Source organism: Steroidobacter sp. (assembly GCF_036402275.1).
Taxonomy (GTDB): Bacteria; Pseudomonadota; Gammaproteobacteria; order Steroidobacterales; family Steroidobacteraceae; genus Steroidobacter.
Map to the genome: position 1 here is coordinate 39,527 of NZ_DASWTF010000040.1, position 16,460 is coordinate 55,986.

Annotated in this window: 17 protein-coding genes; 12 read left to right on the top strand and 5 right to left on the bottom strand. The window is 60.1% G+C overall.

The features are described from left to right. Positions 1–143 precede the first annotated feature (143 nt). The gene (locus VGD45_RS24845; protein ID WP_331158069.1) at positions 144–896 is read right to left on the bottom strand and encodes an SDR family oxidoreductase; all 753 of its coding nucleotides are present in this window, start codon (positions 894–896) and stop codon (positions 144–146) included. Between the two features lie 86 nt (positions 897–982). Between VGD45_RS24845 and VGD45_RS24850 the strand changes: the two genes are divergently transcribed. Further along, positions 983–1,696, top strand: a complete 714-nt coding sequence (locus VGD45_RS24850) for a YafY family protein (RefSeq protein WP_331158070.1) — start codon at positions 983–985, stop codon at positions 1,694–1,696. Positions 1,697–1,742: 46 nt separating this feature from the next. On the opposite strand, the gene VGD45_RS24855 is transcribed toward VGD45_RS24850, so the two are convergent. Continuing rightward, positions 1,743–2,396, bottom strand: a complete 654-nt coding sequence (locus tag VGD45_RS24855; protein ID WP_331158071.1) for a type II CAAX prenyl endopeptidase Rce1 family protein — start codon at positions 2,394–2,396, stop codon at positions 1,743–1,745. A 481-nt stretch (positions 2,397–2,877) separates the two neighbouring features. On the opposite strand from VGD45_RS24855, the gene VGD45_RS24860 reads away from it, so the two are divergent. The 3 genes from VGD45_RS24860 to VGD45_RS24870 all read left to right on the top strand — a co-directional run bounded on the left by VGD45_RS24860 (position 2,878) and on the right by VGD45_RS24870 (position 5,614). After that, positions 2,878–3,936 carry a lipase secretion chaperone gene (locus VGD45_RS24860; RefSeq protein WP_331158072.1) on the top strand — a complete coding sequence of 353 codons (1,059 nt, stop codon included), beginning with the start codon at positions 2,878–2,880 and terminating at the stop codon, positions 3,934–3,936. Positions 3,937–4,090: 154 nt separating this feature from the next. After that, positions 4,091–4,762 carry a hypothetical protein gene (locus VGD45_RS24865; RefSeq protein WP_331158073.1) on the top strand — a complete coding sequence of 224 codons (672 nt, stop codon included), beginning with the start codon at positions 4,091–4,093 and terminating at the stop codon, positions 4,760–4,762. Between the two features lie 99 nt (positions 4,763–4,861). Next, positions 4,862–5,614 (top strand): FKBP-type peptidyl-prolyl cis-trans isomerase, encoded by a 753-nt coding sequence (locus tag VGD45_RS24870; RefSeq protein WP_331158074.1) that lies wholly within the window; start codon positions 4,862–4,864, stop codon positions 5,612–5,614. 55 nt (positions 5,615–5,669) lie between these two features. Here the strand turns inward: VGD45_RS24870 and VGD45_RS24875 are convergent, their stop codons facing one another. Then, positions 5,670–6,344: a hypothetical protein gene (locus VGD45_RS24875; RefSeq protein WP_331158075.1), complete on the bottom strand. Its 675-nt coding sequence runs from the start codon at positions 6,342–6,344 to the stop codon at positions 5,670–5,672. A gap of 48 nt (positions 6,345–6,392) precedes the next feature. Beyond that, positions 6,393–7,070, bottom strand: coding sequence for a Hint domain-containing protein (locus tag VGD45_RS34445; RefSeq protein ID WP_414717607.1), 678 nt, complete (start codon positions 7,068–7,070; stop codon positions 6,393–6,395). A gap of 555 nt (positions 7,071–7,625) precedes the next feature. Between VGD45_RS34445 and VGD45_RS24880 the strand changes: the two genes are divergently transcribed. The 8 genes from VGD45_RS24880 to VGD45_RS24915 all read left to right on the top strand — a co-directional run bounded on the left by VGD45_RS24880 (position 7,626) and on the right by VGD45_RS24915 (position 15,369). After that, positions 7,626–8,423: a TIGR00266 family protein gene (locus VGD45_RS24880; RefSeq protein WP_331158076.1), complete on the top strand. Its 798-nt coding sequence runs from the start codon at positions 7,626–7,628 to the stop codon at positions 8,421–8,423. A 6-nt stretch (positions 8,424–8,429) separates the two neighbouring features. Next, the gene (locus tag VGD45_RS24885) at positions 8,430–9,533 is read left to right on the top strand and encodes a M48 family metallopeptidase (RefSeq protein ID WP_331158077.1); all 1,104 of its coding nucleotides are present in this window, start codon (positions 8,430–8,432) and stop codon (positions 9,531–9,533) included. A gap of 309 nt (positions 9,534–9,842) precedes the next feature. Beyond that, positions 9,843–10,343, top strand: coding sequence for an ester cyclase (locus VGD45_RS24890; RefSeq protein ID WP_349263361.1), 501 nt, complete (start codon positions 9,843–9,845; stop codon positions 10,341–10,343). Between the two features lie 178 nt (positions 10,344–10,521). Then, a complete protein-coding gene (locus tag VGD45_RS24895) occupies positions 10,522–10,887 on the top strand; it encodes a metalloregulator ArsR/SmtB family transcription factor (RefSeq protein WP_331158079.1) in 366 nt (121 codons plus the stop codon). 5 nt (positions 10,888–10,892) lie between these two features. Beyond that, a complete protein-coding gene (locus VGD45_RS24900; RefSeq protein WP_331158080.1) occupies positions 10,893–11,366 on the top strand; it encodes an SRPBCC family protein in 474 nt (157 codons plus the stop codon). A 267-nt stretch (positions 11,367–11,633) separates the two neighbouring features. Beyond that, positions 11,634–12,152: a 2Fe-2S iron-sulfur cluster-binding protein gene (locus tag VGD45_RS24905; protein ID WP_331158081.1), complete on the top strand. Its 519-nt coding sequence runs from the start codon at positions 11,634–11,636 to the stop codon at positions 12,150–12,152. Next, a complete protein-coding gene (locus VGD45_RS24910) occupies positions 12,149–13,138 on the top strand; it encodes a xanthine dehydrogenase family protein subunit M (RefSeq protein WP_331158082.1) in 990 nt (329 codons plus the stop codon). The genes VGD45_RS24905 and VGD45_RS24910 overlap by 4 nt, the downstream gene beginning before the upstream one ends. Further along, the gene (locus tag VGD45_RS24915) at positions 13,135–15,369 is read left to right on the top strand and encodes a xanthine dehydrogenase family protein molybdopterin-binding subunit (RefSeq protein ID WP_331158083.1); all 2,235 of its coding nucleotides are present in this window, start codon (positions 13,135–13,137) and stop codon (positions 15,367–15,369) included. The genes VGD45_RS24910 and VGD45_RS24915 overlap by 4 nt, the downstream gene beginning before the upstream one ends. 29 nt (positions 15,370–15,398) lie before the next feature. On the opposite strand, the gene VGD45_RS24920 is transcribed toward VGD45_RS24915, so the two are convergent. Continuing rightward, positions 15,399–16,307: a LysR family transcriptional regulator gene (locus tag VGD45_RS24920; protein ID WP_331158084.1), complete on the bottom strand. Its 909-nt coding sequence runs from the start codon at positions 16,305–16,307 to the stop codon at positions 15,399–15,401. Positions 16,308–16,460: the final 153 nt, after the last annotated feature.

The following is a 16,460-nucleotide window of genomic DNA, read 5'->3' on the forward strand; positions in this document are numbered from 1 at the left end:
GGGGACACTACCCTCGGCGGGCTTCGGGGAACACCATCGAAACTCTATTTATGAGAGCGGAGGGGGAAATTGCCTGTGCAAACGTCTTTATGGGGTTGGCCAGCGAGTTTCGATCGACCGTTCCCAGCAACGCGCTCGTGCCATCAGACGAGCCCGCCGTCGGCGTGAATATTGCGTCCGGTGATCCATCCGGCTGCCGGCGTCACGAGGAATCCCACGATTGCCGCCACGTCTTCCGGCGTTCCCAGTCGGTGCAGGGCGGTCATCTGTGCAAGCCCTTCCAGCTGGGCCGGGTCGACGTTCTTGCGTAGAGTGTCAGTGTCGATCGGGCCAGGGGACACGACGTTGACCGTGATGCCACGGGCGCCCAGCTCTCTCGAGCTGACCCGTGCGAACTGTTCGACAGCGGCTTTGCTGGCTGCGTATATCGCTTCACCCGGCGATGGCCAAGCCGTGCCGATGCTCGATACGCAAACAATGCGGCCGCCGTCTCTCATCGCACGCGCCCCTCGCTGCATGGTGAAGAACGTCCCGCGCGCGTTGACGGACATCACTCTATCGAAAAGCTGAGGGTCGACCGCATCGAACGGAGCATGTTCGACGGTGCCTGCGGAGCACACCATCGCGTCCAGAAACCGACCGGTTTTCCGCGGGAATAGCTCGGAGGCCGTTTCGAACAGCAAATCGATTCCATGGGTGCTGGACTGGTCCGCCTTGCACGCCGTTACTCGACGGCCACACGCCCGATGGGCCTGCTCGACGGCAGCCGCCGCGGCGCCGTCCTGACGGTAGGTGAAAAGAACGCTGAATCCATCGCGCGCCAATCGATCCACAATGGCTCGACCGATGCCGCGCGAACCGCCTGTAACAATTGCAGTGGGTGAATGCTCAGTCATATCTCGTCTCCTGGAGGGTTCAGAGTTGACTCTAGCAAGGACCCACTGACATCGTTGTGTCAGGGGAAAACATGGAGTGACGCCTCATGCGTCGTGCCGAGCGTTTGTTTCGGATCGTCTCTTTGTTTCGCGGGCGAAGGTTGCGCACGGCCGCGGAGTTGGCGCAATTGCTCGAGGTGAGCGAGCGCACTATTTATAGAGACATTGCCCATCTGCAGGGCTCGGGCGTGGGCATCGATGGCGTTGGCGGACTGGGCTACGTCGCCGACCAGAACATGCAACTGCCGCCGCTGAATTTTTCAGCCGACCAGATAGAAGCGTTGAGTCTTGGCCTGAGCTTTGTCGTTGCCGCGGGGGACGCAAAGCTCGCGGAAAGTGCCCGCGCGGCGCAGACTAAAATCGAGGCCGTTCTGCCAAGGACATTGCATCCTTCTCTCTCGAACGCCGCGCTGGTTGCTTTTCGCCGTGCATCCGGGCGCGCACCCGCGCACGCAGCTCTATTACGCGGAGCTATCCGCGCTCGTCGGATCGTCGAGTTCGATTACGCAAGCGAGCGCTCCGCAAGGATGCGCCGCCGAGTCCGTCCGCTCAGTCTGAGCGCATTCTCAGACTGCTGGACCGTCACTGCCTGGTGTGAAGCGCGCCGGGCCCTCAGAGATTTCCGACTGGACCGGATGGAGCATGTCGAAATGAGCCACGCAGGATTCGAATCCATCCCCGACTACGATATCGACGACTTCGTGAGTCGGCGCAAAGCGCTGCCAACTCGCAAGGGACTGCCGAAAGCTCCGGCACCGTAGGTGACGAACGCCGGTTGGCAACCGACACTCTCTAGCGGCATAGGACTCAGCCCAGATATCCAGGCCCCACGCGCAACGCACCCGTGATCCAGAGCGGCAGCGCATGATAAAGGTGATACGAGATCAATCCGTGCGCGAGGCCGTTGATCCACAAATTAGGAGCGCGCCGATACACCGCGACGGAGAGCAAACCGGCCACCAGGGTCACGCTGGTCAGAAACGGGTTCGGCAGGTGAAAGATCGCGAAAACCAGGGCGGTTGCAACGACTGCCAGCGCATTGTTAGCCATCAGTCGTTCGAGGCCCCGATAGAAGAATGCAAGCAGCACGTACTGCTGTGCCAACCCGAAGGCGAAGGCCTCGAACAGCGATATCCATGCGTTCTTGAGCGTCGGAAAATCGAGCGAGTCGAGCAGATAGCCCGCGAGCATAGTCAGCGCGATGATCGACGCGACGAGGGGCGCCAGTAGTGTCGCCGCATGCGAGGCCGTATCGAGACGAATACCTGACTCGCGCAACGATCCGGAGAAGTTGGCGTTGCCAGCGAAGAGCAAGCCGATGAGCGCGGCGCCGAAGACCGCTGTCGCGCCGGGGAAACTTCCCTGCCAACCCCAGATAAACGAGAAGATCAGCATGAACACGAGCGCGAGCAAGATGGCGTCGCGCCACCTCTCAGCCGCGCGCAATGCAAGCACATGCATTCGCGGATCCGCCATCAGTTGAGAGCGGCCCTGAATCGCCCAGGGCCGCCAATCTCATCTATACGACTTCGACGTCGCGTTCGACTTCCCTGGTCTTTTTCCGCTCGCTCGGTGTCGCCGGCGCAGGGGCCGACTGCCTCGGCGGCTTGCGACTGTCACGCTCGACTGCTGCCTCGGCGTTCGCGCGGCGCTCCGCTCTCTTTCTCGCCCATCTTTGGAAGAAGCTCTGCTCGTAGCACATGGCAAGGTCCTCCTTCCGGTCACTTACCCTCGCGTCTGCGAGCATAGCACCGTGAGCTTGCGGAGGATGCAGGCGCGACGGCGGCGCGCATGATTGATGCCTGCGTCGGAGTTCGATGCAAGTGCAGTCCTACACAGGCGCGTAATGCGTGGCCGTTGGTGAAAAACGGCATCCCGCTGCGCGAGCGGTCTGGAGTGGGACTATTGATAGACAACCAGATGTGGTAGTACGGCTCGCTAGATGATTTTCAGGCGTACTAACCCGATGCCAAAAAAATCGATATTGATTTCCAGTCTTGCGGCGGCCGTGATCGGTGGATGGGCTTATTGGGTGTTGCCGGGGGACGCGACACCTCCTGCGGAAGTTCAAGATAAAAACACCAACACCATTGCCCATCGATGGCAATGGCAGAACTTCACCGGAATCGAGTCAGCACCCCTTGGTGAAGACGTGGGCAAGCCCGGTCCAACGAGTGGTGAGGTGCCTTCCAACGCAGTGGCGATCTACAAAATTCTGCAGGACATAAAGCTCGATGAACATGGCCGTGTGGTGCCGGACCAAACGATGAAGGAAGCACTCGAGCGGGGATTCGACGACTTGGGACCCAATCTGAGCTCGGCAGCGATGTCAGAGCTACAGAAGTTGATCCGCACTGGCTTAGCCGGTCGGGCGGGAGAAGAAGCGGCTCAAATCCTGGAAAACTACTATCGATTCCGCCTGGCAGAGATGGAGTTTGAAGGGCAACCGGTAACCCAATCGCCCGCCGACCGCTACGAAAAACTGGTGCAGCTGCGACGTAGCTACCTCGGCGCAGAAACTGCCGACAAATTATTCGAGGTGGAAGATACAAATGGGCGCCATATGCTCGCCGCCATCGCGATTCAGACGAACGCGAACTTAACGGATGAAGAGAAACACGTTCAGCAAAAAGCCTTGCAAGAGAAGTTGAACGATCGCCTGCTCGCTCTAGGGCTGTTGGAGCCGGAAGAGGCTGCAGCGGAAAAGGTGCAACGCCTGCGTGAGCAAGGCGCATCGAGCGCCGATATTTATGCCACTCGTAAGGCGCTTCTGAGCGCGGAAAGCGCGCACGATCTGGCGGCGGCCGACCGTGAAGAGGCAGCGTGGCAAAGCCGCTTCAACGGATTTTGGCAGGCGCGCCGATACATCATGCAGGCAGGTTTGGACGAGGTCGAACGTGAGCGTCAGATCGACCAATTACTCGATCAGTATTTCAGTCCCGAAGAGCGAGAACGGGCTCGCATCACCAGTTCCGATTGGCAGGCGCGAGATGCGAAGTAGATTACGGCAGCTGCCATTTTGGTCGAAATCAGGAAAGTGAAGTCATATTGTTCCTAAATACGGTTACCTAGGATGCTCGATGGTGGGTTGGTCGACGCCAATTCATGCAGGCTTACCGTGCCAATAATCGAAGCTCAAACTTTGGGGGGTAATCGTGAATATCAAAGTACTCATCGGGTGCGCACTCTTGCTCGGCGGCTTGATGTCGCAAGGCGCATTTGCCCAGTCTTGCAGCGTCAGCATCCAGACCGGAATCGGCGCTCGGTTTTATGTGCCGAGCGGCGGTGACGGCCGTTACAACATCTTGGGGTGGGGTAACGGAACCGGTGGCGGTGCAACCACGTACTCGGGTCTGCTCACGGCCGCTGCTCAGCGTTGCGTTTTGGTAGCGGCTGCTACGACCGCCAGCTCTGGAAGCGGCACTGACGTCCGAGACGCTGTGAGCCAGGCTAGGACCCGTTACGCCGGCATCCTCAATGCAAGTCCGAAAATTTGTACGTCTGGTCACTCGCAAGGTGGCGGTGGCTCTTTCAACGCCGCCAATGTCATTGGCTCCGATGTGTCATGTGTGATTGCCGTTCAGCCCGATACTGTTTTTACGGTCAGAATTCTGCGCCCTGTCGCTGCCAACGTTGACGTTACTTGTATCTTCAGTACTGGCGACGTGTTGGCCCCGGCATTGCCCAGTAACGCGCTCAACTGCAGGACCAACTCGACCATTTACAGACAGGTGACGACCTCTGGAACTCACTTCGCACCGGTCTCTGGCACCGGTGGCGCGGTCGGCGCAGCCATGCGCACCCAGATTGACCGTCTGCTGCTGTAGTCGCTGTTAACTGGGCTGTCTAGAAGGACCCCAACCGTTCGCGGTTGGGGTCTTTGGGCGTTGGCGGTCGAGTAAATTTTATTTCAGCGGGCAAGCCCCATGAAAAAAAACACAAGCGCTGCTGTATTGGCGCTGATTGCGGTATGTACGGGCGCCTGCAGCGGACAGCCTCAATCTGATGGCGTAGTAGAAACAGGAGCAGTGGCTCAGGGAAGCCAACCAGACTTCAAAACGCTGGAAGATCGTTATAGTTATGCTTATGGCGTCAATCTGGCGGAGCAGTTCAAAGCGGAAGGCATCGAGATGAATGTCGCTCTCATGGCGGCTGCGATGCAGGCTGTGTTCGACGGCAGCGAGAAGAAAATGTCCGCTGGAGAAATTGTCGCAACGATTCAGCTCTATCAGGAGGCGCATTCGAAGAAGAAACAAGCAGAATGGGCGGTGGCAACCGAAGAAAATAAAAGAGCAGGCGAGATTTTCCTGAGAGAGAACGCCAGGAAAGAGGGTGTGGTGGTCACCAAGAGCGGCTTGCAGTACAAGGTGATCGCCAAGGGTAGCGGCGGGTATAAGCCGACCGTAGAAGACGACGTGAAAGTGCATTATCGAGGAAGGCTGATCGATGGGACCGAATTCGATAGCACTCACTCGCGTGGCGAGCCTTACAGCACCAATCCCAAAGCGCTCATCGAAGGTTGGGCCGAAGCACTCCAGTTGATGTCGGAAGGCTCCAAGTGGGAATTGTATGTTCCTGCCAACCTTGCTTATGGAGAAGCAGGATCGCCGCCTTATGTCGGACCCAATGCGGTGTTGATTTTCGAGGTGGAGCTACTCGAAATCGAAAAGAGAGGGTGAGTATAGTCGTGAAGTCTTGCTCATCGCCTCGAAAGCAGGGTGAGCGTCCTCGGGCTCATTCGCTAACTCGCTTTTTTCCGAAGTACCACCCGTCCGCCTTCCGTTCGAGCACACGGCCTTCCACTTCCGCGCTTGTGCCAATGTAGCTGACCGTCGACACGTCGCTACTGCCTGTCTGCATGAAGCACAGCTTGTGCTTCTTGGCTGGGTCCATCCGAATGAGCACGAAGTCAGCGCCGAAAGTTTCAACTGCGAAGGAGTTTTGCACGAACATGCTGGCGGGAGGTTCGCCGAAGGCATTTCGAGGCATGAGTATTTCGCCGCTCGTCAAGCAGTGACCCCAGCCGACGCGCTCAGTGCGCTCGACGTTTGCATACACGACATCCCAGTCTCCGTACTTTGCGTGCTTCTGGATCGTACCGAGAGAGGAGATCAATGTGCCGCCTTGCACGACGTACGATTGCTTGTCGGTCGGGACAAAGTTGCCCTGGGTATCTATGCGGCCCCAGCCGCCTCCTGTGTCGGTTTCGCCGCCTGATTTGGCTTTCAGAGGATCGTCCTTGGGTATCTGATAAAAAACAGCAGCATCTTTGGGAATCGCGCTGGCCTCCTCATCGTGCGTCGTGGAGCGGGGCAACCAGGACCACTTATCGAGTGGCGCATCCTGCAACTTGTCGGCGCACCCGCAAATCGTGAGTGCCGCAATTGCCGCGAAAATCTCAGCACGCATGCTCGTCTCCATCAACCGGTTCAGTTCGCGAGGTAGTTCTCCGCCTGGTTACACGGTGGGGGAAGCAGGCAAGGGGAGTTGCGTCGGGCGCCTGAGAAACTTTCTCGACGCCTGCACGAGATTCCAGTAGGCGATTGCGAGGCTGCGCAAACGGGTGAACGAGTGCACCAGCATACCGGCAGCGTAAAAAGTGAAATTGTCCGCTACGACCAGATTGTAGACGGGTAGCACTTCGGCACCGATCGTGGACCTGGTAATAGATTTGTGGCGAATGGAAGCATCCGGCGATTGTGATTCGATACGATCTCCGATGCACAAGTCCGCAGCGCGGCGCCACTTTCCCTCGCAGCGGAAGGAATGATTCGACGTGGTGCGAATGACTGAGCCGTCATCGAATGCGATGAGCCAGAGTCGAGTGGGGGCGTGATCCAATCTCTGGATCACGGGTTTCAACGCGGCAAGACCGGCTCCGTTCCGGGACCAAACCAAGTCACCCACGGCTACTTCTTCAATTGGCCGGTGTCCGCGAGCCGTCCAAATCATCGTGCCCATCGCGAAACACTTCGAGGACGACCCATTCGATGAGGACTTGTAGTCTGGATGCCCGGGCAGGGGGCTGCCTGTGTGCGGGTCCCTCATCTTCGTCTGTCTATAAGACTGATTGTAAGCGTCGTTCGGATCCTTGTTGCCAGACATCGGAACCTCCGCCATCGGTAAATGAAACATGTTGCTTCACGCCATTCCATCCGCCGCGTGCGGCGCGACGACGATGTGCACCTCTTCTGCTGTTGATCTAACGGTGCATTCAATGGCAAGCGTTTGTATACACGTCGCCGTGGCGCTCCTGCAATTGCTAGGAACCACACTCCCAGGCACCAGGGCGCCGTCCCGTCGACGGCCGGGACTGGAAGCGAGCAGGTCAGGCTCGATGCTATATCGCGGCAACCGACCGATGGGAGAAAGCTCATCGGCGGAACGGGATACTTCAAAGGCTCGCATCGATGCGTTTGTTTCTCTGAGGAATCAAAACAGATGAACTAGCAATCGATACGAGGGACGTGACCGTGGTCGTGCCCACGCGCGAAGCAAAAGAAGAGTTTGTGCGTGGCGGTTTCGGTGATTGGCACTACATCGCGCTTACCGATCTGGGGGCAAACTCGCCAAACCCACGTCGGTAAGTCGGCCAGCTAAAGAATTGCGACACTGAGCCTGGCCTTCGCACTGCGCCTCGGCGTCCTCGATCAGTTATCCTATAGGGCCTTCCTGGTGGAGAGCTTTCGAATGGCGATGGATGTAGTGGACTACGAGATCTTCGGCGATGACATGCAGTACGTGGAGATCGAGCTCGATCCCGGCGAAGCCGCGATCGGCGAGGCCGGCGCAATGATGATGATGCAAGACGGTGTCGAGATGGACACCGTCTTCGGCGACGGCTCCGCGCAGCAGGGCGGCCTGTTCAGCAAACTGCTCGGCGCCGGCAAGCGTCTGGTAACGGGCGAGTCGCTGTTTACGACCATATTTCACAACGAGTCGCGGGCCAAGCGCCGCGTGGCGTTTGCGGCGCCGTACCCGGGCAAGATCATTGCCGTCAAGCTGTCCGAGATGGGCGGGACTTTGATCTGTCAGAAAGACAGCTTCCTCTGCGCGGCGCGCGGTGTGTCGCTCGGCATTGCGTTCCAACGTCGACTCGGCGCCGGGCTGTTCGGCGGCGAGGGCTTCATCATGCAGAGGCTCGACGGCGACGGTCTGGTGTTCGTGCATGCCGGCGGCACGCTGATGACGCGCGATTTGCAACCGGGCGAGAAGCTGCGCGTCGATACGGGCTGCGTCGTCGCCCTTCAGCCCAGTGTCGACTTCGACATTCAGTATGTCGGCAAGCTGAAGAGTGCGCTGTTCTCCGGCGAAGGATTGTTCTTTGCGACGCTCACCGGGCCGGGCCGCGTTTGGTTGCAGTCCTTACCTTTGTCGCGTCTCGCCAATCGCATCATTGCTTCCGCGCCTGCGGCCGGTGGGCGCCAGGTCGGCGAAGGGTCTGTGCTCGGCTCGCTGGGCGGGTTCCTCGACGGTGACAACAGCTAGCCTGATATGACACCGATCGGTAAGGGGCGCCTGTTCGGCGGCGAGTCTCCCGCGACGGGCGAGGATGCACAGATTGCGATCGTCGATGTGCACATGGAAGTGCGCACGGCATCGCATGTACATACGCCGCTGCTCGCAGATCTGCGACTGCGTGAAGTCGGCGCTGTGCAGGCGGGGCTCGAGTTCGCGTGGGAATCGGAGGCGGGCATTCGGGCGGTGCAGATTTTCGACGCCGCGGCGTTGAACACGTTGCGTACGAATGCGGCTTTCCTGGCGAGCCCGCAGATGGCAGGGCTCAAGGCGGAGCGGCGGCGCGGGGCGGTTGGGCGCGGTTTCGGTTGGACGGCGCTCGCGTTGTTCCTGTTGCTGCCGATCTTGTTGTTGCTCGTATTCCTGTGGCAAGCAGATCGCATCGCGCGGGCGGTTGCAGAGCATGTTCCCATCGAGCAGGAAAGGAAACTTGGCGAACAAGCATTCGCCGCGATGCGTGGCACGCTGTCGCTCCAGGATAGTGGCCCTGCGTACGAGGCAGTACAGACGCTCGGTCTGAGGCTGGCGCAAGCGGGGAAGTACCGCTATCAGTTTCACGTTGCCAATGACGCTGCGGTCAATGCTTTTGCGTTGCCTGGCGGGATCATCGTGGTGCACACGGGCTTGATTGCCTCAACACGTCGTCCGGAAGAGCTCGCCGGCGTCCTCGCGCACGAAGTCCAGCACGTGGAGCAACGCCACAGCCTGCAGGCGATGGTGAAGAATCTCGGGCTGCGCGGCCTTTGGATGCTGGTGACCGGAGACATTAGCAGCGGCGCGATCGGGCAAGCCGCACTCGAACTGACCAGCTTGAGTTTTTCCAGGGATGCCGAGAAACAAGCAGATGCTGCCGGCTTCGATGGTTTGGTCGCTGCGGGTATCGATCCGCGCGGCATGGCCGACTTCTTCGCGGTCATGGCAAATCTTGAAGGAGTCGCCACGCCACCACCCTTCCTGTCCACTCATCCGGCAAGCGGCGACCGTGAAGCGACGCTACGTGCGCGAGAGAATGAAATAGCGGGCAGAACGTTCGAACCGCTGCGCCTCGGTGACTGGCCCCCACCGCGGGCGATCAACTAGAAAAGGTTCTAGGACCTGATCGCAACGAATTGCTTTCTGATCTCCATCCCGCGGTCGGGCCAGTTTTCGACATATCTCAGCAGGCTGCAATCCGAGGTGAATCGCAAGAAACAGAGTGATCAGCCCACCACACAGACTCTACGCTCGCTGCCGCACACGGATTCCAGCGCGCTCGTGGCGCGACATCACTGACAGGCATAACATGCGGAGTCTTCTCTAATGGCCAATTCTTTTCGCTCACATTCAGCTCCGAATTCGATCACCCGTCGAGCAATACTCAAAAACAGCACTGCCGCGGCGGCGGCCGCGGTGGCGCTCGGAGTAACGTCCAGAGTTCATGCCAAAACGCCGCTCGGTGGCGTCTCCAAGCTTGAGGACAACAAAGCCGTCGTGGCGCGATGGTTCACGGAATTCTGGGGCAATCCTTGGAATCCCAAGGTCATCGACGATCTCGCCGCCCCGCAGATGCTCCTTCAATACTCATTGCATGCCCCGCGCCGCGGTCGCGAGGACATCAGAGCATTCATGGTGGGTTTCCGAGAAGCATTTCCCGATCTGAGCTTCTCGGGCACCGCCGATCTGCTTGCAGACGGCGACTACGTCGTCGGACGTTGGATCGGGGGCGGTACGCACACGGGGCCGGCATTCAGCGATTTTATCGCCGGTTCGTTGCCAGCGGCGACCGGCCGCAAGATGCATTTCAGCGGCACGACCGTTCTCAAGGTGGTGAACGGAAGAATCGTCGAGGAGATCGGGCTGGACGACGGTGTCACCGCGTTGACTCAGCTCGGCATCTTGCGCCCAGTCTGAGACGCCCGGGTGATTGAAGGCGGCGCAGCGCAGGGCTGCGCCGCTCGGTTCGAGACAGCGTCAGCCCTGTGGCGGGGCACTTTCCGAAATCGCTGAAGGTCTGCCGCACCTCTCGTTCGGGATCGCGCGCTCGACGCCCTTGCGTGCCCGCCAACTCGTGTGCTAAATACTGAGCCATATGGTTCAGTATAACTCTAGCCGCTTCGATGCCTCATTCGCCGCGCTCTCGGACGTTACACGACGCGGCGTTCTGGAGCAGCTTGGGCGTGCGGACGCCTCGATTACGGAGCTTGCCGAGAAGTTCCATATGACCCTTACGGGCATGAAGAAACATGTCGGCGTGTTGGAGCAGGCGGGACTCGTCACCACGGAGAAGGTCGGCCGCGTGCGGACCTGCAAGCTCGGGCCACGCCAGCTAGAAGAGGAGGCGGCATGGATCGAGCGGTACCGCCAGCTCTGGGCTGCACGGTTCGACGAGTTGGACAAGGTTGTTGAGGAACTGAAACGGCGGGAAAAGGCCCCTGAACGCAGGAAGAGGAAGTGAGCCCCATGAAGAACTACACGACGGTTGAGCGGGAGTCCGAGCGTGCGCTAGTGGTCACGCGAACCTTCAATGGCCCGGCGCGCATCGTATTCGAAGCGTGGACCCAGCCCGAGCTGTTCAAGCGTTGGTGGGTGCCGAAATCCGTTGGCCTGACCCTGCTTTCCTGCGAGATGGATGTTCGTGTCGGCGGCGGGTACCGACTGGTGTTCGCCGGGAACCCCGAACCCATAGCGTTCTTCGGCAAGTACCTCGAGGTGACGCCCCATTCGCGCCTCTCCTGGAGCAATGACGAGAGCCCGGACGGCACTATCACCACGGTGACCTTCGAAGAAAGAGGCGGCAAGACACGGGTCGTCGTGCATGACCTCTATCCCTCGAAGGAAGCGCTCGACGCCGCTATCGCCTCCGAAAGTACAGGTGGATTTCCTGAGCAGTTCGAGCAGCTCGACGAGCTTCTGCAAATGTGGACAACGAAGTGAGGTCCATTTACGGACCCCATTTCGTGGTTTCGGCGTAGACGCGTAATCGCAACTCAGGCATCAGGCTCAGCACCTGAAGGGAATCGAGCCTTGCGGCTCATCCGTTCATGGCACGGGATTGGGCAAGCCGCGCCTTCGCTGCGTCGTTCGCTCGCGCGCGGTGACGAACATTTCATGGGAACCCGGCGGCGTTTATAGCGTTGGCAGGAAACGCATCGAGATTCCGCCCCGCGTTTTCCGGTGACTGCGAGCAGGCCAGGAGGTCCTATGCTGTTCCACATCAACGGCACGCGTTACGACGTAGAAGTCGATGTGCGCACGACTCTGCTGGATTTGTTACGTGATCGCCTGCAGCTCACGGGCTCGAAGAAGGGGTGCAATCAAGGCGCTTGCGGGGCCTGCACCATCTTGGTGAATGGGGTGCGCATCAATTCCTGTCTGGCATTGGCGATCCAGTATCAGGGCGAGGAAATTACCACCGTAGAAGGCCTGGAGAGCAACGACAGTTTGCATCCATTACAACGCGCCTTCATCGAACACGATGGTTTCCAATGTGGTTATTGCACGCCCGGCCAGCTGTGCTCGGCGATCGGTTTGTTGAACGAGTTGCAGGCCGGCGTACCCAGTGTGGTCACTGACAATTTACAAGCGGCCGATATTTCACTGACGCCTGACGAGCTTCGCGAGCGCATGAGCGGGAATATCTGCCGTTGTGGCGCGTACAACGGGATCGTGCAAGCGATCCAGGAGTACTCGGCCGACCGCATAGCAGGGGTAGCTCGATGAACGCCTTCGAATACTCGCGGGCCGCGGATGTTTCTCAAGCCGTGGAGCTCGCGTCCCGCGCCCATGCAAGGTTCCTTGGCGGCGGCACCAACCTCGTCGATCTGATGCGTGAAAGCATCGAACAGCCGGAACTGCTGATCGACGTTACAGGACTCTCACAACGAATCGAGCTGCAGGACGATGGCTCCGTTCTGATCGGCGCCGCCACCAAGAACACTGCGCTTGCTTGCGCAGCGCTGATACGCGAGCGCTATCCGCTGCTATCCCGCGCTCTGCTTGCAGGCGCTTCCGCCCAGATTCGCAATATGGCCACGGTGGCGGGCAACATCCTTCAACGCACCCGTTGCGTGTATTTCTACGACGACTCGTCTCGCTGTAACAAACGAGATCCGGGCAGAGGCTGCGACGCCCTCGAAGGATTCAATCGATATCACGCCGTGCTTGGGACGTCGCCGACTTGTATCGCAACCCATCCCTCGGACATGTGTGTGGCGCTGGCCGCGCTCGATGCGGTGGTCCACGTCACTGGCAGCCGTGGATCGCGGGCCATCGAGCTCACGGAGTTTCACCAATTGCCTGGCGACACTCCGCACATTGAAACGCAGCTGGAACCTGGCGAATTGATCACGGCCGTGACGCTCCCGCCATTGCGATTCGCCCGACACTCCACGTACAGGAAAGTGCGAGATCGAGCAAGTTACGCGTTCGCGTTGATTTCGGTCGCGGCCGCATTGGAGCTGAACGCGGATGGCACCATCAGCGATGTCCGGGTGGCACTTGGCGGTGTCGCTCATAAGCCGTGGCGCGCTTGGAAGGTGGAGGAGGCGCTCAAAGGTGCGCGCGCGAAAGAGGCAGTTTTCCAGGCCGCTGCCGCCGAGGAATTCAGGCACGCGAAAGGGCGTCATGGCAACGCATTCAAGATCGAGCTCGCGCAGCGAACGATCGTTGCCTGTCTGAAAGAGCTTGCGGAAGGGGCACGCCCATGAGCGCAGTCCGTAACCCAAAGCAGCAGAGCGAAATGCCGCGAGTGGTGGGTCAACCGATCGCGCGCGTTGACGGTCCCCTCAAAGTTCGTGGGCAGGCCCGCTTTGCCGCCGAAGTGGACTTACCCGGCCTCGCATACGCGGCACTCGCCTATAGCAGCATCGCAAAAGGACGAATCGTTTCCATCGACACGAGCGCCGCCCGCCAGGCGGCTGGCGTCATGTTTGTCATGACGCATGAGAATGCGCCGAAACTGAATCCGCCGCCAATCTTCACCGAGGGCGGTGCGGCCGTCTCGCGGCTGCCAATCATGCAAGGCGCCGACGTTCATTGGAACGGCCAGCCAATTGCAATCGTTGTGGCGGAGTCTCAGGAGCAGGCGGAGCACGCGGCCTCACTGATCCAAGCCCGGTTCGACACCGAGCCCGCGGTCTTGTCTCTGGACAAAAGCCGCGCCCGGGCCAAAGCCCACGAGCACATCTTGGGCGAGCCGCCGAAGATCGAAATCGGCGATGCCGAGTCAGCGCTCGCGAGCGCCGAGGTGAGAGTCGATCGGGTCTATCGCACGCCGCGTCAGAATCACAATGCCATCGAGTTGCACGCGGTCACGGTGCATTGGGAAGAAGGCACGCTCGTCGTTCACGATTCCACGCAGATGATCAACATGTCGGCCCTCGCTCTGCAGAGGATCTTCGACCTGCCGCCCGACAAGGTGAGGGTGAAGTCGCCGTTCATCGGCGGTGGATTTGGCGGTAAGGGACTCTGGAGCTACCAAGTGCTCGCGGCGGCGGTGGCGCGTGAGGTGCAGCGCCCGGTACGTTTGGTGCTTTCGCGCGAAGGTGTCTTTCGCTCCATCGGTGGACGCACGCTCACCGAGCAACGGGTGGCGCTCGGCGCGAGGAAGGACGGCGCCTTGGCTGCACTGATTCATACCGGTCTGACTGGCATGACCAGCCACAGTTATTGCCCGGAACAGTTCACGTTTCCGGCGCGACATCTGTATCAGGCCGATCGTTTCAAGATCGCTCAGGAATACGTCGCGCTTCATATGGTGCCGAACACGTTCATGCGTGCGCCGGGCGAGTCCGTGGGCACCTTCGCGCTCGAATCAGCCATCGATGAGCTGGCAGTTGCGCTTCAGCTCGATCCCATCGAACTGCGTCGTCGACTCGAGCCCAAGGTCGACCCCACGTCCAGACATCCTTTTTCGCAGCGCGGGCTGATCGAAGCCTATCGACGTGGCGCCGAGAAGTTCGGCTGGCATGATCGCAATCTCGAGCCGCGCTCGCGTCGTGAAGGCGACTGGTTGATCGGGCACGGCGTCGCGACGGCGACCTATCCGTATTATCGTCAGCCAGGAGGCGCGGCGCGCATTCGGTTGAATGCGGAGGGGCACGCGATCGTGCAGATGGCAAGTCACGAAATGGGCATGGGCACGGCGACCGTGCAAGCGCAGTTCGCAGCCGACCTGTTGGCAGTGCCCCTCGAGGAAGTGAAATTCGAATACGGCGATTCGACACAGCCGGCGGGCACAATGGCCGGCGGCTCCTCGCAGACAGCCTCGATCATCGGGGCCGTTGTCGCGGCGTCCGAGGCGTTGTTTGCAGAGCTGCTGCGGTTGGCAGGGCCTCAGTCGCCGCTTGCCGGTCTCGAGCCGGGCGAGGTGATGACCCGCGACCGTGGTCTGTGCGCCAGACGCGATCCCGGGCGCTTCGAAAGCTATCGGGCCATACTGAAGCGCGCGGGGCGGCAGGAGGTGAGCGCGGAAGCGTCTTCTGCAGAACCGGTGGAAGCTCAGAAATATTCCATGCACTCCACCGGCGCCCAGTTCTGCGAGGTGCGCGTGAACGCAATTACCGGCGAGATTCGCGTGTCGCGGTTCCTGGGATCATTCGATGTGGGGCGAATCGTGAACCCGAAGACCGCGGCCAGCCAGCTGCGCGGCGGCATCGTCATGGGCATCGGCCTCGCGCTCATGGAAGAAACGCTGTTCGACGAGCGCACTGGGCGCATCATGAATGCATCGTTGGCGGAGTATCACGTGCCGGTGCATATGGACGTGCCGGCGATCGACGTCATCTGGAACGACATTCCTGATCCGCAGAGTCCCCATGGAGTCCGCGGTATCGGTGAAATTGGCATCACTGGCGTTGGTGCGGCCATCGCTAACGCCGTTTACAACGCCGCGGGCGTGCGTGTTCGTGAGTTGCCGATTACGCTCGACAAGACATGAGGTCATTAGCCTCATCGCGACAATCGCCTTCAGCTCGCGTCTTGCATCACATTGATGAACGCGCGAAGGGCTGCCGGTACGTGACGATGGCCAGAGTAGTAGAGCCGCAGCCCACCGACGCGGGGCGACCAGTCCTCCAGTAGCGGAACCAGTCGGCCGTCGGTTAGCCACGGGCGGGCTGCGGTCTCAGGGACGTACGCGATCCCCAGCCCATCGGCGGCGGCTTCGATCGTCAGCATCGTGTGATTGAGGGTTAGCGCGCCGGGCACGTCGATGACGATTTCATGGCCGTGCTTCTCGAACTCCCAGCGATAAAACCTTCCACTCGGCAGGCGCTGGCGAATGCAGCGGTGCTGCCGGAGCTCGTCCGGAGTACTCGGCCGGCCTGCCACTTCCAAGTAGGACGGAGCTGCAACCGCCAGGAAGCGGAAATCGTCCCCGAACGGGACCGCGATCATGTCCTGCGGCACGGCTTCGGCAAGCCGGATGCCGGCGTCGAATCCTTGTTCAATGATGTCGACGAGATTCCCATCGGTGACGAGATCCAGCGAGACCTGCGGATAGCGTTCGAGAAAACGGGGAACGATCTGCTTCAGGAGCAGGCGCATCGCCCCCTCGCCACCATTGATTCGTAATGCCCCGCTCGGATGCCCGCCATCGTCGACCACCGCATCGATCGCCTGATCGAGGTCCTGCAGCACCGGCTTCAATCGTCTGAGAAGACGCTCTCCTGCTTCGGTCGGGGCAACACTTCGGGTCGTACGATGCAGGAGTCGAGTGCCCAGGCTGTGTTCGAGCGCGGCAATGGCATGGCTGAGCGAGGAGCGCGAGACGCCCAGCTCGTCGGCCGCCTTCCGAAAGCTGCGGTGTTCCGCGATTGCCGAGAATGCAGCCAGATCAGTGAGCGTCGGCCGGACGCGCGCACCATTGTTCATCATCCTTCACCCACCTCATGCGGATCGGAGGCGATTATCTCATCACGGTCATGCCTTGATTGAGGCGGGAATTTCGTAGTCGCCTCGAGGCATTGGGCTACGAAGTTTCACGATTCCGCTTGGAGGCGAGCAGTCACTTACCCGCGCCGGGGACGG

Coding starts and splice junctions, on each gene's coding strand:
- VGD45_RS24845 (WP_331158069.1), bottom strand. CDS start 896: ATGACTGAGCATTCACCCACTGCAATTGTTACAGGCGGTTCGCGCGGC.
- VGD45_RS24850 (WP_331158070.1), top strand. CDS start 983: ATGCGTCGTGCCGAGCGTTTGTTTCGGATCGTCTCTTTGTTTCGCGGG.
- VGD45_RS24855 (WP_331158071.1), bottom strand. CDS start 2,396: ATGCATGTGCTTGCATTGCGCGCGGCTGAGAGGTGGCGCGACGCCATC.
- VGD45_RS24860 (WP_331158072.1), top strand. CDS start 2,878: ATGATTTTCAGGCGTACTAACCCGATGCCAAAAAAATCGATATTGATT.
- VGD45_RS24870 (WP_331158074.1), top strand. CDS start 4,862: ATGAAAAAAAACACAAGCGCTGCTGTATTGGCGCTGATTGCGGTATGT.
- VGD45_RS24875 (WP_331158075.1), bottom strand. CDS start 6,344: ATGCGTGCTGAGATTTTCGCGGCAATTGCGGCACTCACGATTTGCGGG.
- VGD45_RS34445 (WP_414717607.1), bottom strand. CDS start 7,070: ATGTTTCATTTACCGATGGCGGAGGTTCCGATGTCTGGCAACAAGGAT.
- VGD45_RS24880 (WP_331158076.1), top strand. CDS start 7,626: ATGGCGATGGATGTAGTGGACTACGAGATCTTCGGCGATGACATGCAG.
- VGD45_RS24885 (WP_331158077.1), top strand. CDS start 8,430: ATGACACCGATCGGTAAGGGGCGCCTGTTCGGCGGCGAGTCTCCCGCG.
- VGD45_RS24895 (WP_331158079.1), top strand. CDS start 10,522: ATGGTTCAGTATAACTCTAGCCGCTTCGATGCCTCATTCGCCGCGCTC.
- VGD45_RS24900 (WP_331158080.1), top strand. CDS start 10,893: ATGAAGAACTACACGACGGTTGAGCGGGAGTCCGAGCGTGCGCTAGTG.
- VGD45_RS24905 (WP_331158081.1), top strand. CDS start 11,634: ATGCTGTTCCACATCAACGGCACGCGTTACGACGTAGAAGTCGATGTG.
- VGD45_RS24910 (WP_331158082.1), top strand. CDS start 12,149: ATGAACGCCTTCGAATACTCGCGGGCCGCGGATGTTTCTCAAGCCGTG.
- VGD45_RS24915 (WP_331158083.1), top strand. CDS start 13,135: ATGAGCGCAGTCCGTAACCCAAAGCAGCAGAGCGAAATGCCGCGAGTG.
- VGD45_RS24920 (WP_331158084.1), bottom strand. CDS start 16,307: ATGATGAACAATGGTGCGCGCGTCCGGCCGACGCTCACTGATCTGGCT.